Source organism: Secundilactobacillus malefermentans, assembly GCF_008033155.1.
In the GTDB taxonomy this organism is placed as follows: Bacteria; Bacillota; Bacilli; order Lactobacillales; family Lactobacillaceae; genus Secundilactobacillus; species Secundilactobacillus malefermentans.
On the sequence record NZ_CP042371.1, the window covers coordinates 1,924,245 to 1,940,890 of the forward strand.

16 protein-coding genes and 1 other RNA gene are annotated in these 16,646 nt (G+C 40.6%); 3 read left to right on the plus strand and 14 right to left on the minus strand.

The genetic code is table 11. The features are described from left to right. Positions 1-21: 21 nt before the first annotated feature. The 7 genes from FGL90_RS09435 to FGL90_RS09465 form a co-directional block, all read right to left on the minus strand. On the minus strand, positions 22-2,559 hold the full coding sequence (locus FGL90_RS09435; protein WP_147657820.1) for an ATP-binding protein: 2,538 nt from the start codon (positions 2,557-2,559) through the stop codon (positions 22-24). A 3-nt stretch (positions 2,560-2,562) separates the two neighbouring features. Then, positions 2,563-3,636, minus strand: a complete 1,074-nt coding sequence (locus FGL90_RS09440) for a carbamoyl phosphate synthase small subunit (RefSeq protein WP_010619825.1) — start codon at positions 3,634-3,636, stop codon at positions 2,563-2,565. A 28-nt stretch (positions 3,637-3,664) separates the two neighbouring features. Further along, a complete protein-coding gene (pyrR, locus tag FGL90_RS09445) occupies positions 3,665-4,201 on the minus strand; it encodes a bifunctional pyr operon transcriptional regulator/uracil phosphoribosyltransferase PyrR (protein ID WP_010619826.1) in 537 nt (178 codons plus the stop codon). Positions 4,202-4,311: 110 nt separating this feature from the next. After that, the gene (locus FGL90_RS09450; protein ID WP_010619827.1) at positions 4,312-5,232 is read right to left on the minus strand and encodes an RluA family pseudouridine synthase; all 921 of its coding nucleotides are present in this window, start codon (positions 5,230-5,232) and stop codon (positions 4,312-4,314) included. Beyond that, the gene (gene lspA / locus FGL90_RS09455; protein WP_029327539.1) at positions 5,229-5,684 is read right to left on the minus strand and encodes a signal peptidase II; all 456 of its coding nucleotides are present in this window, start codon (positions 5,682-5,684) and stop codon (positions 5,229-5,231) included. The genes FGL90_RS09450 and lspA overlap by 4 nt, the downstream gene beginning before the upstream one ends. Before the next feature lie 21 nt (positions 5,685-5,705). Beyond that, entirely contained in the window at positions 5,706-7,367 is a 1,662-nt protein-coding gene (locus FGL90_RS09460) for a formate--tetrahydrofolate ligase (protein WP_147657822.1), read from the minus strand. Next, entirely contained in the window at positions 7,368-7,775 is a 408-nt protein-coding gene (locus FGL90_RS09465; RefSeq protein WP_147657824.1) for an EbsA family protein, read from the minus strand. Positions 7,776-7,805: 30 nt separating this feature from the next. On the opposite strand from FGL90_RS09465, the gene FGL90_RS09470 reads away from it, so the two are divergent. Continuing rightward, positions 7,806-8,219, plus strand: a complete 414-nt coding sequence (locus FGL90_RS09470; protein ID WP_010619831.1) for a ribonuclease HI family protein — start codon at positions 7,806-7,808, stop codon at positions 8,217-8,219. On the opposite strand, the gene FGL90_RS09475 is transcribed toward FGL90_RS09470, so the two are convergent. The 7 genes from FGL90_RS09475 to FGL90_RS09505 all read right to left on the minus strand — a co-directional run bounded on the left by FGL90_RS09475 (position 8,216) and on the right by FGL90_RS09505 (position 13,416). Further along, positions 8,216-9,334, minus strand: coding sequence for an NAD(P)/FAD-dependent oxidoreductase (locus tag FGL90_RS09475; protein WP_010619832.1), 1,119 nt, complete (start codon positions 9,332-9,334; stop codon positions 8,216-8,218). The two genes, FGL90_RS09470 and FGL90_RS09475, sit on opposite strands and share 4 nt — an antisense overlap. Positions 9,335-9,586: 252 nt before the next feature. After that, positions 9,587-10,186 carry a nitroreductase family protein gene (locus FGL90_RS09480; protein ID WP_010619833.1) on the minus strand — a complete coding sequence of 200 codons (600 nt, stop codon included), beginning with the start codon at positions 10,184-10,186 and terminating at the stop codon, positions 9,587-9,589. A gap of 103 nt (positions 10,187-10,289) precedes the next feature. Further along, positions 10,290-10,760 carry an 8-oxo-dGTP diphosphatase gene (locus FGL90_RS09485; RefSeq protein ID WP_010619834.1) on the minus strand — a complete coding sequence of 157 codons (471 nt, stop codon included), beginning with the start codon at positions 10,758-10,760 and terminating at the stop codon, positions 10,290-10,292. A gap of 69 nt (positions 10,761-10,829) precedes the next feature. After that, complete coding sequence (locus FGL90_RS09490) at positions 10,830-11,963, minus strand: THUMP domain-containing class I SAM-dependent RNA methyltransferase (protein ID WP_147657825.1); 1,134 nt, start codon at positions 11,961-11,963, stop codon at positions 10,830-10,832. A gap of 91 nt (positions 11,964-12,054) precedes the next feature. Continuing rightward, positions 12,055-12,429, minus strand: an RNA gene (rnpB, locus tag FGL90_RS09495) — RNase P RNA component class B. A 16-nt stretch (positions 12,430-12,445) separates the two neighbouring features. Then, positions 12,446-12,793: a cell division regulator GpsB gene (gene gpsB, locus FGL90_RS09500; RefSeq protein ID WP_010619836.1), complete on the minus strand. Its 348-nt coding sequence runs from the start codon at positions 12,791-12,793 to the stop codon at positions 12,446-12,448. Between the two features lie 53 nt (positions 12,794-12,846). Next, positions 12,847-13,416: a DUF1273 domain-containing protein gene (locus tag FGL90_RS09505; protein ID WP_010619837.1), complete on the minus strand. Its 570-nt coding sequence runs from the start codon at positions 13,414-13,416 to the stop codon at positions 12,847-12,849. A gap of 157 nt (positions 13,417-13,573) precedes the next feature. On the opposite strand from FGL90_RS09505, the gene recU reads away from it, so the two are divergent. Beyond that, entirely contained in the window at positions 13,574-14,194 is a 621-nt protein-coding gene (recU, locus tag FGL90_RS09510; protein ID WP_010619838.1) for a Holliday junction resolvase RecU, read from the plus strand. 18 nt (positions 14,195-14,212) lie between these two features. Then, positions 14,213-16,510, plus strand: coding sequence for a PBP1A family penicillin-binding protein (locus tag FGL90_RS09515; protein ID WP_147657827.1), 2,298 nt, complete (start codon positions 14,213-14,215; stop codon positions 16,508-16,510). Positions 16,511-16,646 lie beyond the last annotated feature (136 nt).

The following is a 16,646-nucleotide window of genomic DNA, read 5'->3' on the forward strand; positions in this document are numbered from 1 at the left end:
TTCTAAATTTAACGAATCAACTTACTTATTTTTCTGTTCTGTATTGCTTAATTCTTGACGCGCAATTTCATCCGTTGATCCAAATGCAATTTCTGCACCCACTTGTTGTTGGGAACTACCCGCTTGGTTCTTAACCCTTAGTTGATTAAATGGGTAATTAAATTGCATTAAGACAACTCGATCTGGATGCAAATTTAGTTTAAATGTCGCCAGTGAGTCCGGAGATAATAAGCCAAGTTTTTGTTGTACCAGAATTCTAATCCAATTAACGCCAGTTACCTTGTTCAGGAAGGCAATTTCTGTCAATCTAGCAGGCCGAATTCCGGTAAACTTAACTTGGTCCTGACTCTGTAGAAAGAGTACCTGTACAAGTCCCCTTAAGTTGCGCTTTTTCGCTTCCGCAACGGCTTGAGTAATAATCAAGTTCTGCTCATCTTCGCTTAAGGTTGGTGGCGTTTTAAAACCTGATACTTGGTCTAACTGATTTGAGTGATCGCCACTCAATAATCTGACTAGTTCAATTGGTGTAACTTCATCATCCGTGACAAACAGACTTAATTCTAAATTAGCTTGTTCAGATAGTTCAACGCCTGCTTCTTGATCCGGTGGTAAGACCACAACAGGTAACCGCCGTTTTTTGAGTTCTCTTGTTAGATAATGGCGATTTCCTGGAATAAAAATGACCTCTGGATGTTCCAGCTCAATAATGTTTAAAAGATCTCCTAATTGAATGGGATCGACGTACTGTTTGTCGCTAAGCTGTGGAATTAGTGACAGCGCATTGGGATTTGTATTAATAATGATGGTTTTATAGTCTGCTTTGCGAAGCTGATTTAAGAGACTGACGGTGAAGTAGTCTGCCGAAGTATTGGGTCCGAGTTGGTTACCACCCCGACCAACAACGAGCGCCGATTTAGCCTCAAGCTTTTTTGACTCATTTTCGGTCTCAAACGTACTGTAATAAATGGTCGATACCTTATCAAATTCACCAGCAGTTGGTTCGACCGCTTTGTATGTCGGTAGAATTTGACTCTCTATCGCAAACGTTCTTATTGCATCAATCGATACTTGCCACATTCCTGCAATCATACCATCACCAAATCCGAAATACTTTGCCTTTTCCAATGTTTTAGCATCCATTGGATTTGCAATTGTCTCGGTTTCGATTTTTATTAAATGCTTAATTTTATAGAAATAAAAAGGATCTATCTTGGTTAATTCAGAAAGCTCGTCCACTTGATAGTGGCGGCGCAGCGCTTCTACCAATGCAAAAATTTGCGTAGAACGAGCGTGAATAAGCTGATCAATTAACTCGTTATCATTTAGCTTGATTTGGGGCAAAACGTCCTTAGGGCTCAGTTGAGAAGATCTGAGCGCCTTCAGCATTGCTTCTTCAGTACTCCGACCAATTCCAATGGTTGACCCCACTGATTTCATGACTGTGTTTAAATGATCATCTGCACTTGGTACATCTTCAAATGGCCAAAGTGGAAACTTTGCAACAACGTGATCAACAGTTGGTTCCATGAGTGCTATTTGTTTGGCATAATTATCGGGTAGTTTTATTTCTGCCAACTGTAATTCAGTGGCTAAGTTAGCAATCACGTGTGCTAATGGATAACCCGTGGCCTTTGCAGCAAGTGAGACACTTCGATCGAAGTATGGACTTATTTTGGTCACATAATAACTATGGGTCTCACTATTCAATGCAAATTGGGTGTGAAGCACACCAGTAATTTTAAGTGCTTGAATAATTGACAGGATTGCGTCCCTCAAAGTTTGAAATTCACGGTCCGTCAATGTTTGTGTTGGGACGAACATAATTGAATCGCCGGAATGAATTCCAATTGGATCCATGTTTTCAATCCCGCTAATCAAGAGTTTCGTGCCACTCTTATCACGAATAGCTACCATTTCAATTTCTTTATTACCCACAACGCTTTGTTCAATCACGCATTGATGAATTCTTGACTGTTCAAAACCACTTTCTAACGCGCTATCTAATTGATCCTCATTTTCACAAAGCTGCCGGTTGGCGTCTCCCCATGGAGAAACGGACTTTATAATAACCGGATAGCCGATATCACGAAGGACATCAAATGCATCATCAAAATCTTTGACGACTTGAGAGCGAATGACAGGCTGATTAATTTGAGTTAAAAACTGTTGAGTCAGTGCTGGATTACTAATCTGTTGAAGCGCAAGTGGCGGCATGCCCAGAATTCGAACCTCATTTTCTCCAAGAACACCCGTTTCAAGCAATTCTTGGGTTACTCGAATTGCTAAAAGCCCGCCAATTGTTGGAAGTATTGCATCCGGCTGTTCTTTTTCGATAATCTTTCTCGCATTATCAACAGTGACTGACTGAATGAACATGTTACTTGGTTGAACCGACTCCAAAGAAATAGAGTACGGATTATTGTCGAGTAGAAGCGTTTTAATGCCGAGTCGTTGGAAGGTCTGAATTGTTTGATAAATAACGCCATCGAGTTCAGTTTCGTGGCCAATGTCAGTATGTCCGCCGCCAATTATTAAGACTTTGTGTATTTGATTGACCATCGCTTACTCCTCTCGAGTACTCATTATTTCTGTAAATTCATCAAAAATATCTAATGAATCATCAGGACCAGGCGCAGCATCTGGGAAAAACTGCACAGAAAAAGCCGGGAAATCCCGATGTCGTAATCCCTGGACGGTGCCATTAATTAAATCTACATACGTGATGATTAATTTTTCTCGGTCAACCGATTTTGCATCAATTGCGTACCCTTGTCCCTGAGCCGCAAAGATAATTTGGTTGGTAATAATTTGTCTAATTGGATGATTTGCACCATGGTGCTCGGAAAGCATTGGCGTAACAGTTGCATTATTAGCTAGCGCAAATAATTCGTGCCCCAAGCCAATCGCAAACAGCGGCACCTTAGATTGAATTTCCCGAATCATATCCAGAACAGTTTCAGGCAAGTCAAACGGTGATCCAGGGCCAGTAGACAGAATGACACCATCCGGATCCAAATTGGTGATTGATTCAGCGGTGGCAGACCAAGGAAGAACAGTAACGTTACAATCCCGTTTAGAAAGTTGCCGCAAAATACCATTTTTGAGGCCGAAATCAATCACAACCACATTGCTACCAGTATTGGGATTAGGATATGGTTTCGGTGTTGAAACTTGCGCAACCTGCTGATTCGTTAAAACAGTCGCGTGTAATTGATCAAATGCATGATCGTCGTCCACATCAACGATACTTCCCTTAATAGTTCCGGTTTTTCGGAGTTTTCGAATGATGTAACGGGTATCGATGCCACTAATTCCAGGAATATTATTTTGTTTCAAAAATTGATCTAGCGAAAGTCTTCGTTGCCGATTTTTAGAAATGCTGGCTAAATCCCTAACGACCATGCCTTTTGCAGTTGGCAAAATAGACTCATAGCTGTCATGATTGATGCCAGTACTACCAATGGTTGGCTGAGAAAAAACGATAATTTGATTATGATAAATTTGATCGGTCACAATTTCTTGATAACCGGTCATACTCGTATTAAAAACAACTTGGCCAGTTGTCGTAGCACTAGATCCAAAGCCTTCACCTTTAAAAGAAGATCCATCTTCAAGTATTAAGTATCGTTCAGCCATTTAATTCACTCCTAAATACCGCAATCGCTTATTTATGTAAAATTTCGACCGCGTCACGCCCGTCAATTTCTTCAACGGAAACTCTAATTCTTTCTTTTTGGGAACTTGGGATATTTTTGCCCACAAAGTCGGCACGAATTGGAAGTTCTCGATGACCACGATCAACTAAAACTGCTAAATTAATGCTTTCAGGTCGTCCCATGTCAATAATTGCACTTAAGGCAGCGCGAATTGTGCGACCCGTGTAAAGAACATCATCAACTAAAATGACTTTTTTACCAGCAACTGGGAATGTAACGCTTCCGGCAGTGACCGTTGGATCATTTTCTTTACCATCGTGTTCAATATCATCACGATACATTGTGACGTCTAATTCGCCAACTGGAACTTCTGATCCTTCAAGCTGTTGAAGTCTGCTCGCGATTCGTTGTGCCAGGTAAACACCGCGAGTCTTAATTCCCAAAATGACTAAATCATCAATGCCCTTATTGTGCTCGATGATTTCATAGGTAATCCTGGTTAATGCTCGTTGCATTGCCATTGCGTCTACGACTACTTTAGCCATTCTAATTTCCTCCTAAATAATATTATGGTTGTAATTTAGAGATACATCGCTCAAAAAATGATTAATCCGTCGTCGGATTTATTAAAGCATATTAAACTCCCCCAACAAAGTCAACGTTGGCTGGTACTTTTGGTCTGTTTTCTAAGCTTATCAATCATTTTCTGAAATTCATCAGGTAATGGTGCCGTAAAAAGGAGCTCCTTACCAGAAACTGGATGACGGAAGCCAAGTTCTCTAGCATGCAAATATTGACCAGTTCCTGCCAAGGTTTTCTTCGGGCCGTATAGCGGATCTCCCGCCAAAGGGTGCCCGATTGATTTCATGTGTACCCGAATTTGATGGGTTCTACCAGTTTCAAGACGACACGCGACCAAAGTATAGTTTAGGTAGCGTTCCAGAACTCGGTAATGGGTAATAGCGACTCGACCACCCTGGACGATTCCCATTTTTTTCCGATCCTTAAGGGAACGGGCAATGGGCGCATTAATAGTCCCCTCATCGTTTTTAACAATACCATGCACAAGTGCAACGTATTCCCGCTTGTTGGTCTTAGCTTTTAGCTGTGCGGCAAGTGATTGGTGTGCGTGATCATTTTTGGCAACCATTAAAAGCCCAGTTGTATCCTTATCAATTCGGTGAACGATTCCTGGACGAAAAGTTCCGTTAATTGTTGATAATGGGCTATGGTACAGTAATGCGTTTACGAGTGTATGGTTAGGGTGACCAGCAGATGGATGAACGACCATTCCAGCTGGTTTATTAACGACAATTACGTCGTCATCCTCATAAACAATGTCCAAAGGAATGTCCTCTGGTTCGACGCCAGATGCGACTGGCTCAGCTCGGTCAATTTCAATTTTATCCCCATTTTGAACGAGGTATTTTGGCTTCTCATTTCCCCCATTAACGCGAACGTGATTTTCTTCAATTGCCAATTTAACTTGGGATCGAGTCCAATCCGCGAAATGATCACTGATTACTTTATCTAATCGACCGGATTCAATTGTGATGGTAAATTGTTCAGTTTTCATTTAGATTTCTTCATTCTTTCTTCTAACAGCATAAATAGCAGTAGTAAGATTACGCCAACCGTCAAACATGAATCCGCAAAATTAAATATAGGAAAATTGATAAAATCAAGTTGAAACATATCTACAACGTAGCCTAAACGGATTCGATCTATAAAATTACCAATTGTTCCTGCAATGAGTAATGAAATGCTTAAACAATATGGCCAATAGTTTCTAAAGTACCAAAAGTAATAGATCATCACTAACAACGCGATAATCGTAATGATTGTGAATAGCCATTGTTGACCGCTCAAAATACTCCAAGCTGCCCCATTGTTTCGGAGATAAGTGATTGACAGAAATCCGGGAATCACTGTTTTAACGCCGCCAAGAAACAAACTAGCAACAACTGCATGTTTAATGACCTGATCGATAATAATTAATAAAATTGCAAGTAAACTAAAAAGGATAATCATGTTTTTCTCCAGAGTCGTTTAGAATAAACCAGTTATTTTTCCGGTTTTGTCGATGTCCATGTTAAGTGCTGCAGGTTTTTTTGGCAAACCTGGCATTGTTAATATCTTACCAGTCAGAGCAACAATGAACCCTGCCCCTAGTTTGGGAACAAACTCGCGAACGTGAATACTAAAGTCTGATGGCGCACCTAATTTCTTGGCATCATCGGTAAATGAATACTGAGTCTTAGCCATGCAAATCGGTAACTTATCCCAGCCACGTTCCTTGAACCTTCTCAATTGATTTTTGGCCTTTGTTGATAATTCAACCTTGCGACCACCGTATATCTTTGTCACAATTTGGGTCATCTCAGTTTCCAACGTATCGGTTTCTGAGTAAAGGGGTCTGAATTCCGTTTCAGTGTCACAAGCTTTAACAACCGCCTCTGCTAGCTCTGTTGCCCCAGCACCACCATTTGCCCAAACCGTGGTGTCATAAGCTTCTACACCAAATTTGGTTTCAACGATTTGCTTTAAAGCTGAGACCTCGGCGTCCGTATCCGAACTAAACCGGTTAATCGCAACGATGACTGGCACATTGTACTGTTTCATATTTTGGACATGGCGTTGTAAATTAATGCTACCCTGATCCAACGCAGCCAGATTTTCAGTGCCTAAATCAGCCAATTTAATTCCAGCATTATATTTTAGTGCCCGAATTGTTGCGACAATCACAATTGCATTCGGCGTTTTACCGAGTTTTGGTGTCTTAATATCGAGAAATTTTTCAGCACCTAAATCTGCTCCAAATCCAGCCTCAGTTACCGCATAATTGGCCAACTTGAGGGCAGCTTGAGTTGCAAGAATCGAATTACAGCCATGAGCAATATTAGCAAATGGTCCCCCATGGATAATTGCTGGGGTGTGTTCCATTGTTTGAACGAGGTTAGGCTTGATTGCGTCCTTTAGTAAAAGGGTAATCGCACCGCCAACCTTTAAGTCTGCAACTGTAATTGGCTTTTTATCATAAGTATAGCCAAGCAAAATTTTATTAACGCGCACTTTTAAATCCATTAAATCGGTGCTTAAACACAGAACGGCCATCAGTTCACTAGCAACTGTAATATCAAAGCTCGTTTCTCGTGGTACGCCACTAGTTCGACCGCCAAGTCCGATGACGACATTTCTAAGAGCCCGATCATTGATGTCTAATACGCGGTTCCATTCGATGGTTCTTGGATCGATATTTAAGTCGTTGCCTTGTTGTAAATGGTTATCAATTAAAGCCGCAAGCGTGTTGTGGGCTTCAGTAAGTGCGTGCATGTCCCCTGTAAAATGGAGGTTAATATCCTCCATTGGAATTACTTGGGCCATACCACCACCCGTTGCGCCACCCTTCATTCCCATAACGGGTCCGAGGGATGGTTCACGTAAGGCAACTGCAGTTTTTTTGCCAATTCGGTTTAAAGCATCACCAAGTCCAACGGTCACCGTTGACTTCCCTTCTCCTGCTGGAGTGGGATTGATTGACGTAACCAAGATTAGCTTATGGTCTCCAATTTTACCTTTGATTGGTAGCTTAAGCTTTGCTTTGTTATCACCATATTGTTCTATCTCAGATGACCCTAATCCTAATTTTTCAGCAACCTGAGTAATCGGTAATCCGGTGCTTGATTGTGCAATTTCGATGTCTGTTTTCAATTACATTACCTCCGATTCGTTGTTACTATTCCTAATAATCATTTCAAGCTCAATCACAGAGTTCGGTGGTAAAATAAAATTGTAAATTTTACCTTTGGCAACAAAACCAAGTCTCCTCTTTGTGGTTGTGACGTTCGATATTTGTGCAAATTTGATTTTTTGACCTCTTTGGTTAATTAATTTCTTGATAATTAAGGTATCGGCTTGAATCACAATATTTCTAAAGTGAATTTCAGCCCAACACGTGAAAGCAAAAACAAGAAAGAAAGCTAACGTAATCCACTGAAAATGGGTAATTTCTAACCAAAAAATAACCCCAAGTAAAAAAATAATGACTGTCCAACTCCAATTAATAATGCTAACAAGTGGACTTGGTTGATATAAAAATCGGCGCTCTTGAGTTACCATATATATTAAATCCTTTCGTGGAGGAATCGCATGATTACATTATACACTGATGCCGCAACTAATCCTAAAACTAACGTAAGTGCTTGCGGAATTTTAATCATTCAAAATGGGAAACAGATTCAATTAAAATTTGACCTACCAAATAGTGATAATCATAAAGCAGAATTTCATGCGGCAATATTGGCATTTCAACTTCTTTTACGTGATTATGTCACTGCAGAAGCTGCAAAAAAAATGACCGTCCGCTTTTTTACGGACAGTCAGATTTTAGCTGATAGCATTCAGAAAAAATACGCAAAGCATTATCAAAATCTTGTTGATCAGTTGCTAGAACTTCAGGATCAATTTCAACTAGTCCTCTCAATGTGGGTTCCCGAAAAACAAAACCGAGGTGCCCATCAGCTAGCGATGCAAGGCCTGCATCATGCTGAATCGAAAAATTAAAGTCGCTTCAAATAAATATCTAACTCTTTTTCGTAATTTGACCAGTCTGGTTCGCCGCCAAAAATGATTGAACCGGCAAGTAATTTGCCAATAATGGGTCCCGTTGTGAGACCAGATGAACCAAGTCCCCCTGCCACTAAAACTTTTCTGAAGAACGGCACGGGTCCAAAGAATGGTGCAAAATCGCTAGAATAACCACGCGTCCCCACGCGCATTCCAGTTATCTTATCAATCGTTAGCTCTGGAACCATTGCTTTGGCACTGGCAAACAGATCTTTTTTTGCTTCTGAGGTTTGCTCTAGGTTAAATCCATTTTCATCTTCGTGGGTGGCGCCAACGATTAACGAACCATTACCAAATGGAATAAAGTCGCGCTCGCCCTCCGGCATCAGCACTGGCATCACTTGATGGTCTTCATAGTTCTTAACACTCAGCTCAATTAATTGGCCCTTTTGTGGTCTAATATCTGCTTCAATTCCCAAAGGCTCTAGTGTTTGCTTCAACCAGCCGCCAGTTGCCACGATGACTCGATCAAATTTCACGGTTCCGCGAGCAGTGACAATATTGCCATCAGAATTTAGGCTGACTTTTTCGTTTTTAACTTTCAAATTCTTTGTTTGCGCAATTTTTAAAAGTGATTCTGTGTATTGTGCGCCATCAATTCTAGCGCCACCAGAGACTAATATCCCAGGATGCGGTTGGTGTAATAATGGAATCATTTGGCTCACTTCTTCTGAAGTCAGCTGAGAAACGGTCCCCATTTGAGGGGCATCCTGTCTTCTATTTTGAGCCAATTGATACAGGGACTCTAAATCAGCATCATTACTCCGCGTGATAATTGTGCCGGTTTGCTGGTAAACGGCGTTACTTAAATTTGCTTCTCGTGCAAGCTGTGGTAATAGATCAGCTCCGGCTTTTGCCAATTCGTACCACCGCTTATTTCGTCTTTTAGAGAGCCATGGTGAAATAATTCCGGCTGCAGCCTTAGTAGCTTGACCAGTACCATCATCATATAAAGTTACTTCTTGCTGTGTGTTTCCGGGTAGCTTACTTAAATAATAGGCAACGGTTGCGCCTACCATTCCACCACCAACAATTGCTACTTTTTGCGTCATAGTTTGTAACCTCCTGATTAATAACCCTATGACTTTATAGTATCACAATCAGAAAAACAAAAAGGAGCTGGGACAAAACAAATGTTTTGTCCCAGCTCCTATGTTATTTTCGAATATTCTTGCTTAGTCGGGTTCCAAAAGGCTGCTTTCTCCGCCTAGCTACGATCAACAAACAATCCCAAGTACAGGATTATTCGTTAATCTAGGCTATGCTCAAAAGCAAACCGCCTTTTGTCTCACCCTTAATTTTAATTATTTAAACACTTTAAACTGCTCTGACTCTGGCATAAATTCCTTTTCGTTTACAGAACCTTCAATTGAACCAAAGTCCAATTGGCCACGTAAACGCCAGTTATCAGGAATGTTGAAAGCTTCTTTAACAAGATCATCGATAATTGGATTGTAATGTTGAAGATTAGCGCCGAGGTCCATTTCAGCTAAGGTTTCCCATACTGAATAGATGGCGATTCCTTGGCCTTGTTCTGACCAATCGTAAAAGTTATCGGCATAAAGTGGGAAATTCTTTTCAAGATCTGCAACAACGTCAGTGTCGGTGAAGAACATTACTGTCGCAAATGAAGCTTTAAATGAGTTAATTTTTTGGAGTGTCTTTTGGTAAGCTTCTTCGGTTGGCACTTCAGACTTAAGGCGTTTTGCAACGATGTCCCAAAGTTTATCGTTACTCTCTCCGAAAAGTGTCACAGCTCTAACAGTTTGGCTATGAAATGCTGTTGGTGCTTGTTGAATCGCCTTTTGAATAACTGATACCAATTCATCTGGAGACTGCTTGACATTTTTACCAAGTGAATAGATTGAACGACGCTTTTCTTGTAAGTCATAAAACTTGCTCATATTATAATTCCACCTTAAAAATTAGTATTTGGTGCGCCGGTGCGCTACCGATTACTAAAATAATACCAACTTACTTTTGGTAAGTAAAGGAAAAAGTCCTAAATTAGTTAATTTCTGAAATTTTTCCGTTCATTTGGTCAGATGTCGCTGAAGTCGTTTGCTCATTTAGAAATATTTTAAGAAATTGGGGAATACTTTCTGCGGTATTCTCTGCCGTCAATTCATTGAGGGACTTCCAACTATTAACACCCTCGTCACCATTTTGAACTAAGGTACCAGAAAAATCAGACGTGTGGTATAAAAAACAGATTTTCCGGGTTAATTCCTTGTCATCAAACCATTCGACAGTCCCACACAAGGATAACGAATGAACGGTGAGCCCCGTTTCTTCTCGTACTTCGCGAACCATTGCGTGGTATAAGTCTTCCTTAACCTCCACGTGACCACCAGGAAAAGTTAACCCGCGGCGCCAGGAAACATCGGTTTTGTCTTGGACAAGAACTTGTTTCGTGTTTGGATCAGTAATTAAACACATGTTGACTAGCTCAACTGACTGACTTCTTGGATATTTCATCGTTTGACCTCCTCAATAATCGTTATTATAGCAAAAAAATCAGACCAATTTACTGGTCTGATTTTTAAGTTATTTTCTAATTTTATGGCCCCAGAACTGGAAATAATCCGTTCTTAGCGCACCATTATAAAGTTTACGTTTCTTAGTTGCGCGGTCGCCATAGAATTGTTCGAAGTCTAAGTCAGCCGTAATAATGTATTTAGACCAGCTTGTTAACGGCTTAAATACTTTACCCATTTGACGGTACATAAGTTCAACGCTTTCCTTGTCCTTCATTCGTTCACCATATGGTGGATTAGAAATCATGACCCCGTTGATTTTATCAGTCGTAAAATCTTGAACTGCGAGTTGTTTAAAGTCGATATCGTGTAAGACGCCGGCTGCATTAGCATTAACCTTAGCAACATCAATCATCGAACCATCAATATCGGAAGCAAAAATATCAAGATCAATATCATGATTTTCAGCTTGTCGCGCTTCTTCACGCAGCTTCTCACTAATCTTTTGATAGTCTTGATGCCAACCTTCGCATACAAATGAGCGATTAATACCAGGTGCAATATTATGCCCAATTAAAGCAGCTTCAATTGGAATAGTACCAGAACCACAAGTTGGGTCTGCAAATGGCATATCAGGATACCAATTGGTTATCTTAATTAAGGCTGCAGCCATATTTTCTTTCATGGGAGCAGTACCCTTTGCTTCACGGTAGCCACGTTTGAACAGACTATCACCCGTTGTATCAAGGGTAACCATAACCTGATCATCTCTGATTGCCACTTCTACTGGGAACATTGCCCCAGTTTCAGGCAAACGTGTCCGTCGATGATAGACGGCACTCAACTTGTTTACAATGGCTTTTTTTGAGATAGATTGAATATCAGGGACACTATGAAGCTTAGAATTCTTTGATCGGGCATTAACCGGGAATTCTGCATCCATTGGCATGAAATGATCCCAGTTTATTTCAGTAACCTTATTGAAAAGGTCCTCAAAAGTCGTTGCCCTAAATTCAGCAATGATAATTTTGATTCGGTCAGCCGTTCGCAACCAGAGATTGGCCTTAATAATATCTTCCATGGTACCGTCAAACTTGATTCGACCATTCTCGACCTGAGTCTGAAAACCAAGATCCTTTAACTCACGTCCTGCAATTGCCTCAATTCCACTTGCCGTGGCAGCATAAAGATGAAACTTTTCCATAACGAGTCCTCCTATTCTTGAATATTATTTTATAAGAAATTAAAGTCATAAAAAAAGTGGGAGCAAGCTCCCACTACCTGAAGGTGTAAACCTCTGTAAGCCATGTTTTGTGCCTTAATCAAAATTCAGGAATTTCAATCAGGCGGTAATCATCTATCTCGAGAGTATAAACTCTCCCCCCACATTTCGTTCATTTCCATATGTGAAGCGCCCCTACCGTAGTTTGGGTTGCCCGCTCGTGGGGTTTACCGCGTTCCACCGCTGCTGTTTCCAACACCGTCATCGTCGCTGTGGCACTTTCAAAAATACTCAAGCATAGTCAGAGACCTTAGCTCTTTCTTTTGCCGTAATCTTTACAGATTCCCCGGCTTATTTTTTCACCGAGCACGAACACTACAAGCATCGCAGCTTGTGCGAGCATGGACTTTCCTCAGCCGACATAAGCCGACCGCAATTACCCGAAGTTTACACCTAATTTAATATTACAAACGATGTGATTCATTTGCATTATTATCTAATTGAGAACCAAAAACGTGTCGTTCCAAATTGGATAGACGCTTAAGAATATCCATATTTGAAATGTTTGATGCTGGTTGTGAGTTTGGTTGAGGTATTGAACCACCAACAGATAACTGCTTAGTTAGTTCATCAACCTTTGCCAGTAGACGCTGATTTTCGTCGGATAGTCGTTGATTTTCTTTGCTATATCCTTCGTAATCTTTAATAACTGTGTCTAAAAAGCTATCGACGTCTGCGGGATCATACCCACGCATCTTCTGACGGAACTCCTTTTGCAAAATATCTTTAGGAGTAAAATTAATATTTTCCATTACAAGCTACACCTCATTATTTTCAACACCAACGTTTACTATGTTAGCAGATTTTATCCAGGTTGAAAACCATTATTTGAATTTTCTTCAAATTCGTTGGCTTTTTCCTGCAACCAATCAAAATCTAGCATCTCTAAATCGTACGGTTGGCGATCCATATATTTTTGAATTGCCTGATAATCATACTCAGGCTTTCCTTCTTTCTCTATATCATATACTAATCCAGCTAATTCGGTATGGCTTAACATGAAAGTTTGATAATTTCTTAATTGTTGTGGACTTTCATATGGTGCTGCACTGACAGTCTCAACAAAGTCTGCCTTCAATTTAATTTGTGCAAGTTTTGCTTGATTATTTTCATTCCAATTTGACCCAAAGTCTTTGAATGGTAACATCATTGCAATTTTGAATTCCGGGTACTGCTCTTTTAGGTCCGCACCAGCTTCGATGACCCATTGTTCAATTCCAAGCTGTCCACCCGTAATTAACCAAGTAACACCCGTCTCAATTTTTTCAATCAGGTAGTTTTTTAATGCATATTGAATGACCTTTAATTTTGGATCTTCATTTCCGAAAACCCCTAGTTCGTAGCTTCTATAACCAGTTAGCCAAAGCCTACTCATCAAGATGTCTCCTTCCTTAATAATATTTATAAATTTCGCAACGTTTATTTAAGCTTCCACTTGGTATAATAACATTAATTATGTAGCTAGCTGTATAATGTCCGTGGTATGATATATCGTGTATTATCGCTTCTTTATTTGAAAGGTGATGCTTCATTTGGCAATTCGATATCCAAACGGTAAACAATTTCGTCAACCGACTGAAACTGCTTCAAAACTGAAGTCAGCTTCGGCTAAGACCAGCTTTAGTGATCGTGGTATGACACTTGAGCAGGAACTCAATCAGAGCAACGCCTACTATTTGAACCACGATGTTGCGGTTATTCATAAAAAGCCCACACCCATTCAGATTGTGAATGTGGATTATCCTAAACGAAGTGCGGCAGTCATTAAGGAAGCTTACTTCAAACAAGCTTCCACGACAGATTACAACGGTGTCTATAGAGGAAACTACATCGATTTTGATGCAAAAGAAACGCAAAATGCAACGTCTTTTCCGTTACACAATTTCCACGAACATCAGGTGGAACATATGCGTCAGTGCATTAAACATGGTGGAATCTGTTTTGCTATTATTAAATTCGTAAAATTAGACCAGATTTTTCTTTTTAAAGCCACCGATTTATTTTCCTATTGGGACAATATGGATGCAACTAAGGGGCGCAAATCAATTCCACTCGCTGATATTCAGAAAAACGGCATTTTAATTCAGTACCACATTCAACCTTTGATTCCGTATTTGGAAGCCGTTGATCAACTGATTGATTTGAGACGTTAACTAAGAAGGGGAAACTTTATGTCAACAAACAATTCAAAACAGCCAACTCGTATGAGTCGCAATAGCGGACAACGCTTTAGTTCAAAACCAAAGCATGGCTGGCAATTATTTCGAAAAATTATGTACCTTGTTTTTGCTGCCCTATTCGTCGTGATTTTAGCTGGTATAGGACTATTCTTTTTTTATGCGCAAAGCGCGCCAGAGGTTAGTCATGATCAACTTGCTAGTGATACATCAACAAGAATTTATGATTCCTCTGGCTCTCTCGTTTCGAAACTTGGTGCTCAGGATCGCGATTACGTCAAAAACAAGAATATTCCTGGCACGTTGAAACAAGCTGTCGTTTCTATTGAAGATAAGCGATTCTACAAACACCATGGTGTCGACCCAACCAGAATTATGGGTGCGGCAGTTGCTGATTTAACTGGTAATTCTCTTGGCCTCCAAGGTGGAAGTACCTTAACCCAGCAACTCGTCAAGCTATCAGTATTTTCGACTGCTGCATCAGACCGAACGCTAAAACGAAAGGCGCAAGAAGCCTGGTTAGCAATTCAAGTTGAACGTAACTACTCAAAAGCTAAGATTCTAGAATTTTACATTAATAAAGTTTACATGGGTAATGGTGTGTATGGGATGCAAACGGCGGCGAAATATTATTATGGTAAGACATTGAGCAATCTGACTCTGCCACAATTAGCACTATTAGCCGGGATGCCGCAATCACCTACTTCATACGACCCAGTTAAATATCCTAAATATGCGACACAACGAAGAAATACTGTTTTAACGGCGATGGTTTCTAACAACGTCATTACTTCACAACAAGCAGCTCAAGCAAAAGCAACTAACGTTTCGTCTGGTCTTGTTACGTCGCATACAACGACCTCTTCCAGTCTTTCTAAAAACTCGAAAGTGATCGATTCTTATTTAAAAACTGTTTATAGTGAATTGAAAAAACGAGGTTACAACACGAACACTGGTGGCCTCAAGGTTTACACGAACCTCAATTTAAAAACCCAAAAGCATTTATATAACACCGTTAATAACGACTCAACCGTTGCCTTCCCAAGTAACAAATTTCAAGTTGGCGCAACGATGGTTAATTCGAAAAATGGTAAAGTGGTCGCAATGCTAGGTGGTCGAAAAGTGGGAAATGTCTCATTTGGTCTAAACCGAGCCGTTCAAACTGATCGCTCAAGTGGATCGACGATGAAACCGCTCATGGATTATGGCCCTGCTATTGAATATTTGAATTATCCAACTTATCAACCCGTTCAAGATACCGCCTACACTTATGCAGGTACCAACAAGCAACTATACGACTTTGACAATAAGTATCAAGGAACAATCACCATGCGCAAAGCATTGGTTGAATCTCGGAATATTCCTGCCGTTCGAACGCTTGAAGCGGTTGGAATTTCGAAAGCAACTAAGTTCCTTGGCGGGTTAGGAATGACCTTCAAGGATCAGCTGACCCTGCAAAACGGGATTGGCGCCTACATTTCTTCCGAGCAGGAAGCTGCCGCCTACGCTGCTTTTGCAAATGGTGGTGTCTATCATAAGCCATACCTCATTAGCAAGGTTACGACGTCGGATGGGAAGTCTAAAACATACAGTAGTAAAGGTAAACGCGCAATGTCCAAGGCAACTGCCTTTATGATTACCGATATGCTTAAAGGCGTTATGACAAATGCCAGTGGTTCTGGTACAGCGGCTAATATTTCAGGTCTTTACCAAGCTGGTAAAACTGGAACAACCGCGTACCCTTCTAACTATTCAAGCACAGTGCCAAGTGACGCAGCGATGGATTCTTGGTTTACTGGATACACGAAGAACTATTCCCTTTCAGTTTGGACAGGTTATGATCGTCAGTTTAAAACAGGTCACTACATTCCTGAGTCTGAAACGAAAATTGCCCAACTTATTTATAAGAGTGAAATGACTTACGCACAACAAAATAAGTCCAATACCAATTGGACTGCTCCAAGCGATGTCGTTGGTGTTACCAAAAACGGAACCCAGGAATATTATGTTTCTGGACATCCTGGAACAAGTGCGATTGCTGATTCAGGCACGACAAATCAGTATAGCAGTAGTAATAACACTAGCTCCTCTCGTTATAGTAGTAACAGTCAAACGACTGGGACTTCCGAAAGTGAAAGCAGTACTGAAAGTTCTACCGACAATGAATCAAGTACGTCGACTGAACAAGAACCAGGTGGATCTGGTAATGGGACAGGTTCAAATGACACAAGTAGCGCAAATAGTACCAGTAATGCAACAAGTACTGAAAATAGTCCAACAACGACTAATTAGAACAGCAAAAGGCCTGAATTCAATTGAATTCAGGCCTTTTTGTGGTTCTATACTTTTTCCTGTTGATGGATTGCCAGAGTGGTAATCTATTAACAGGATTTTTTTGTAAATTAAAAGCCCACAGGTCCCCATCCAA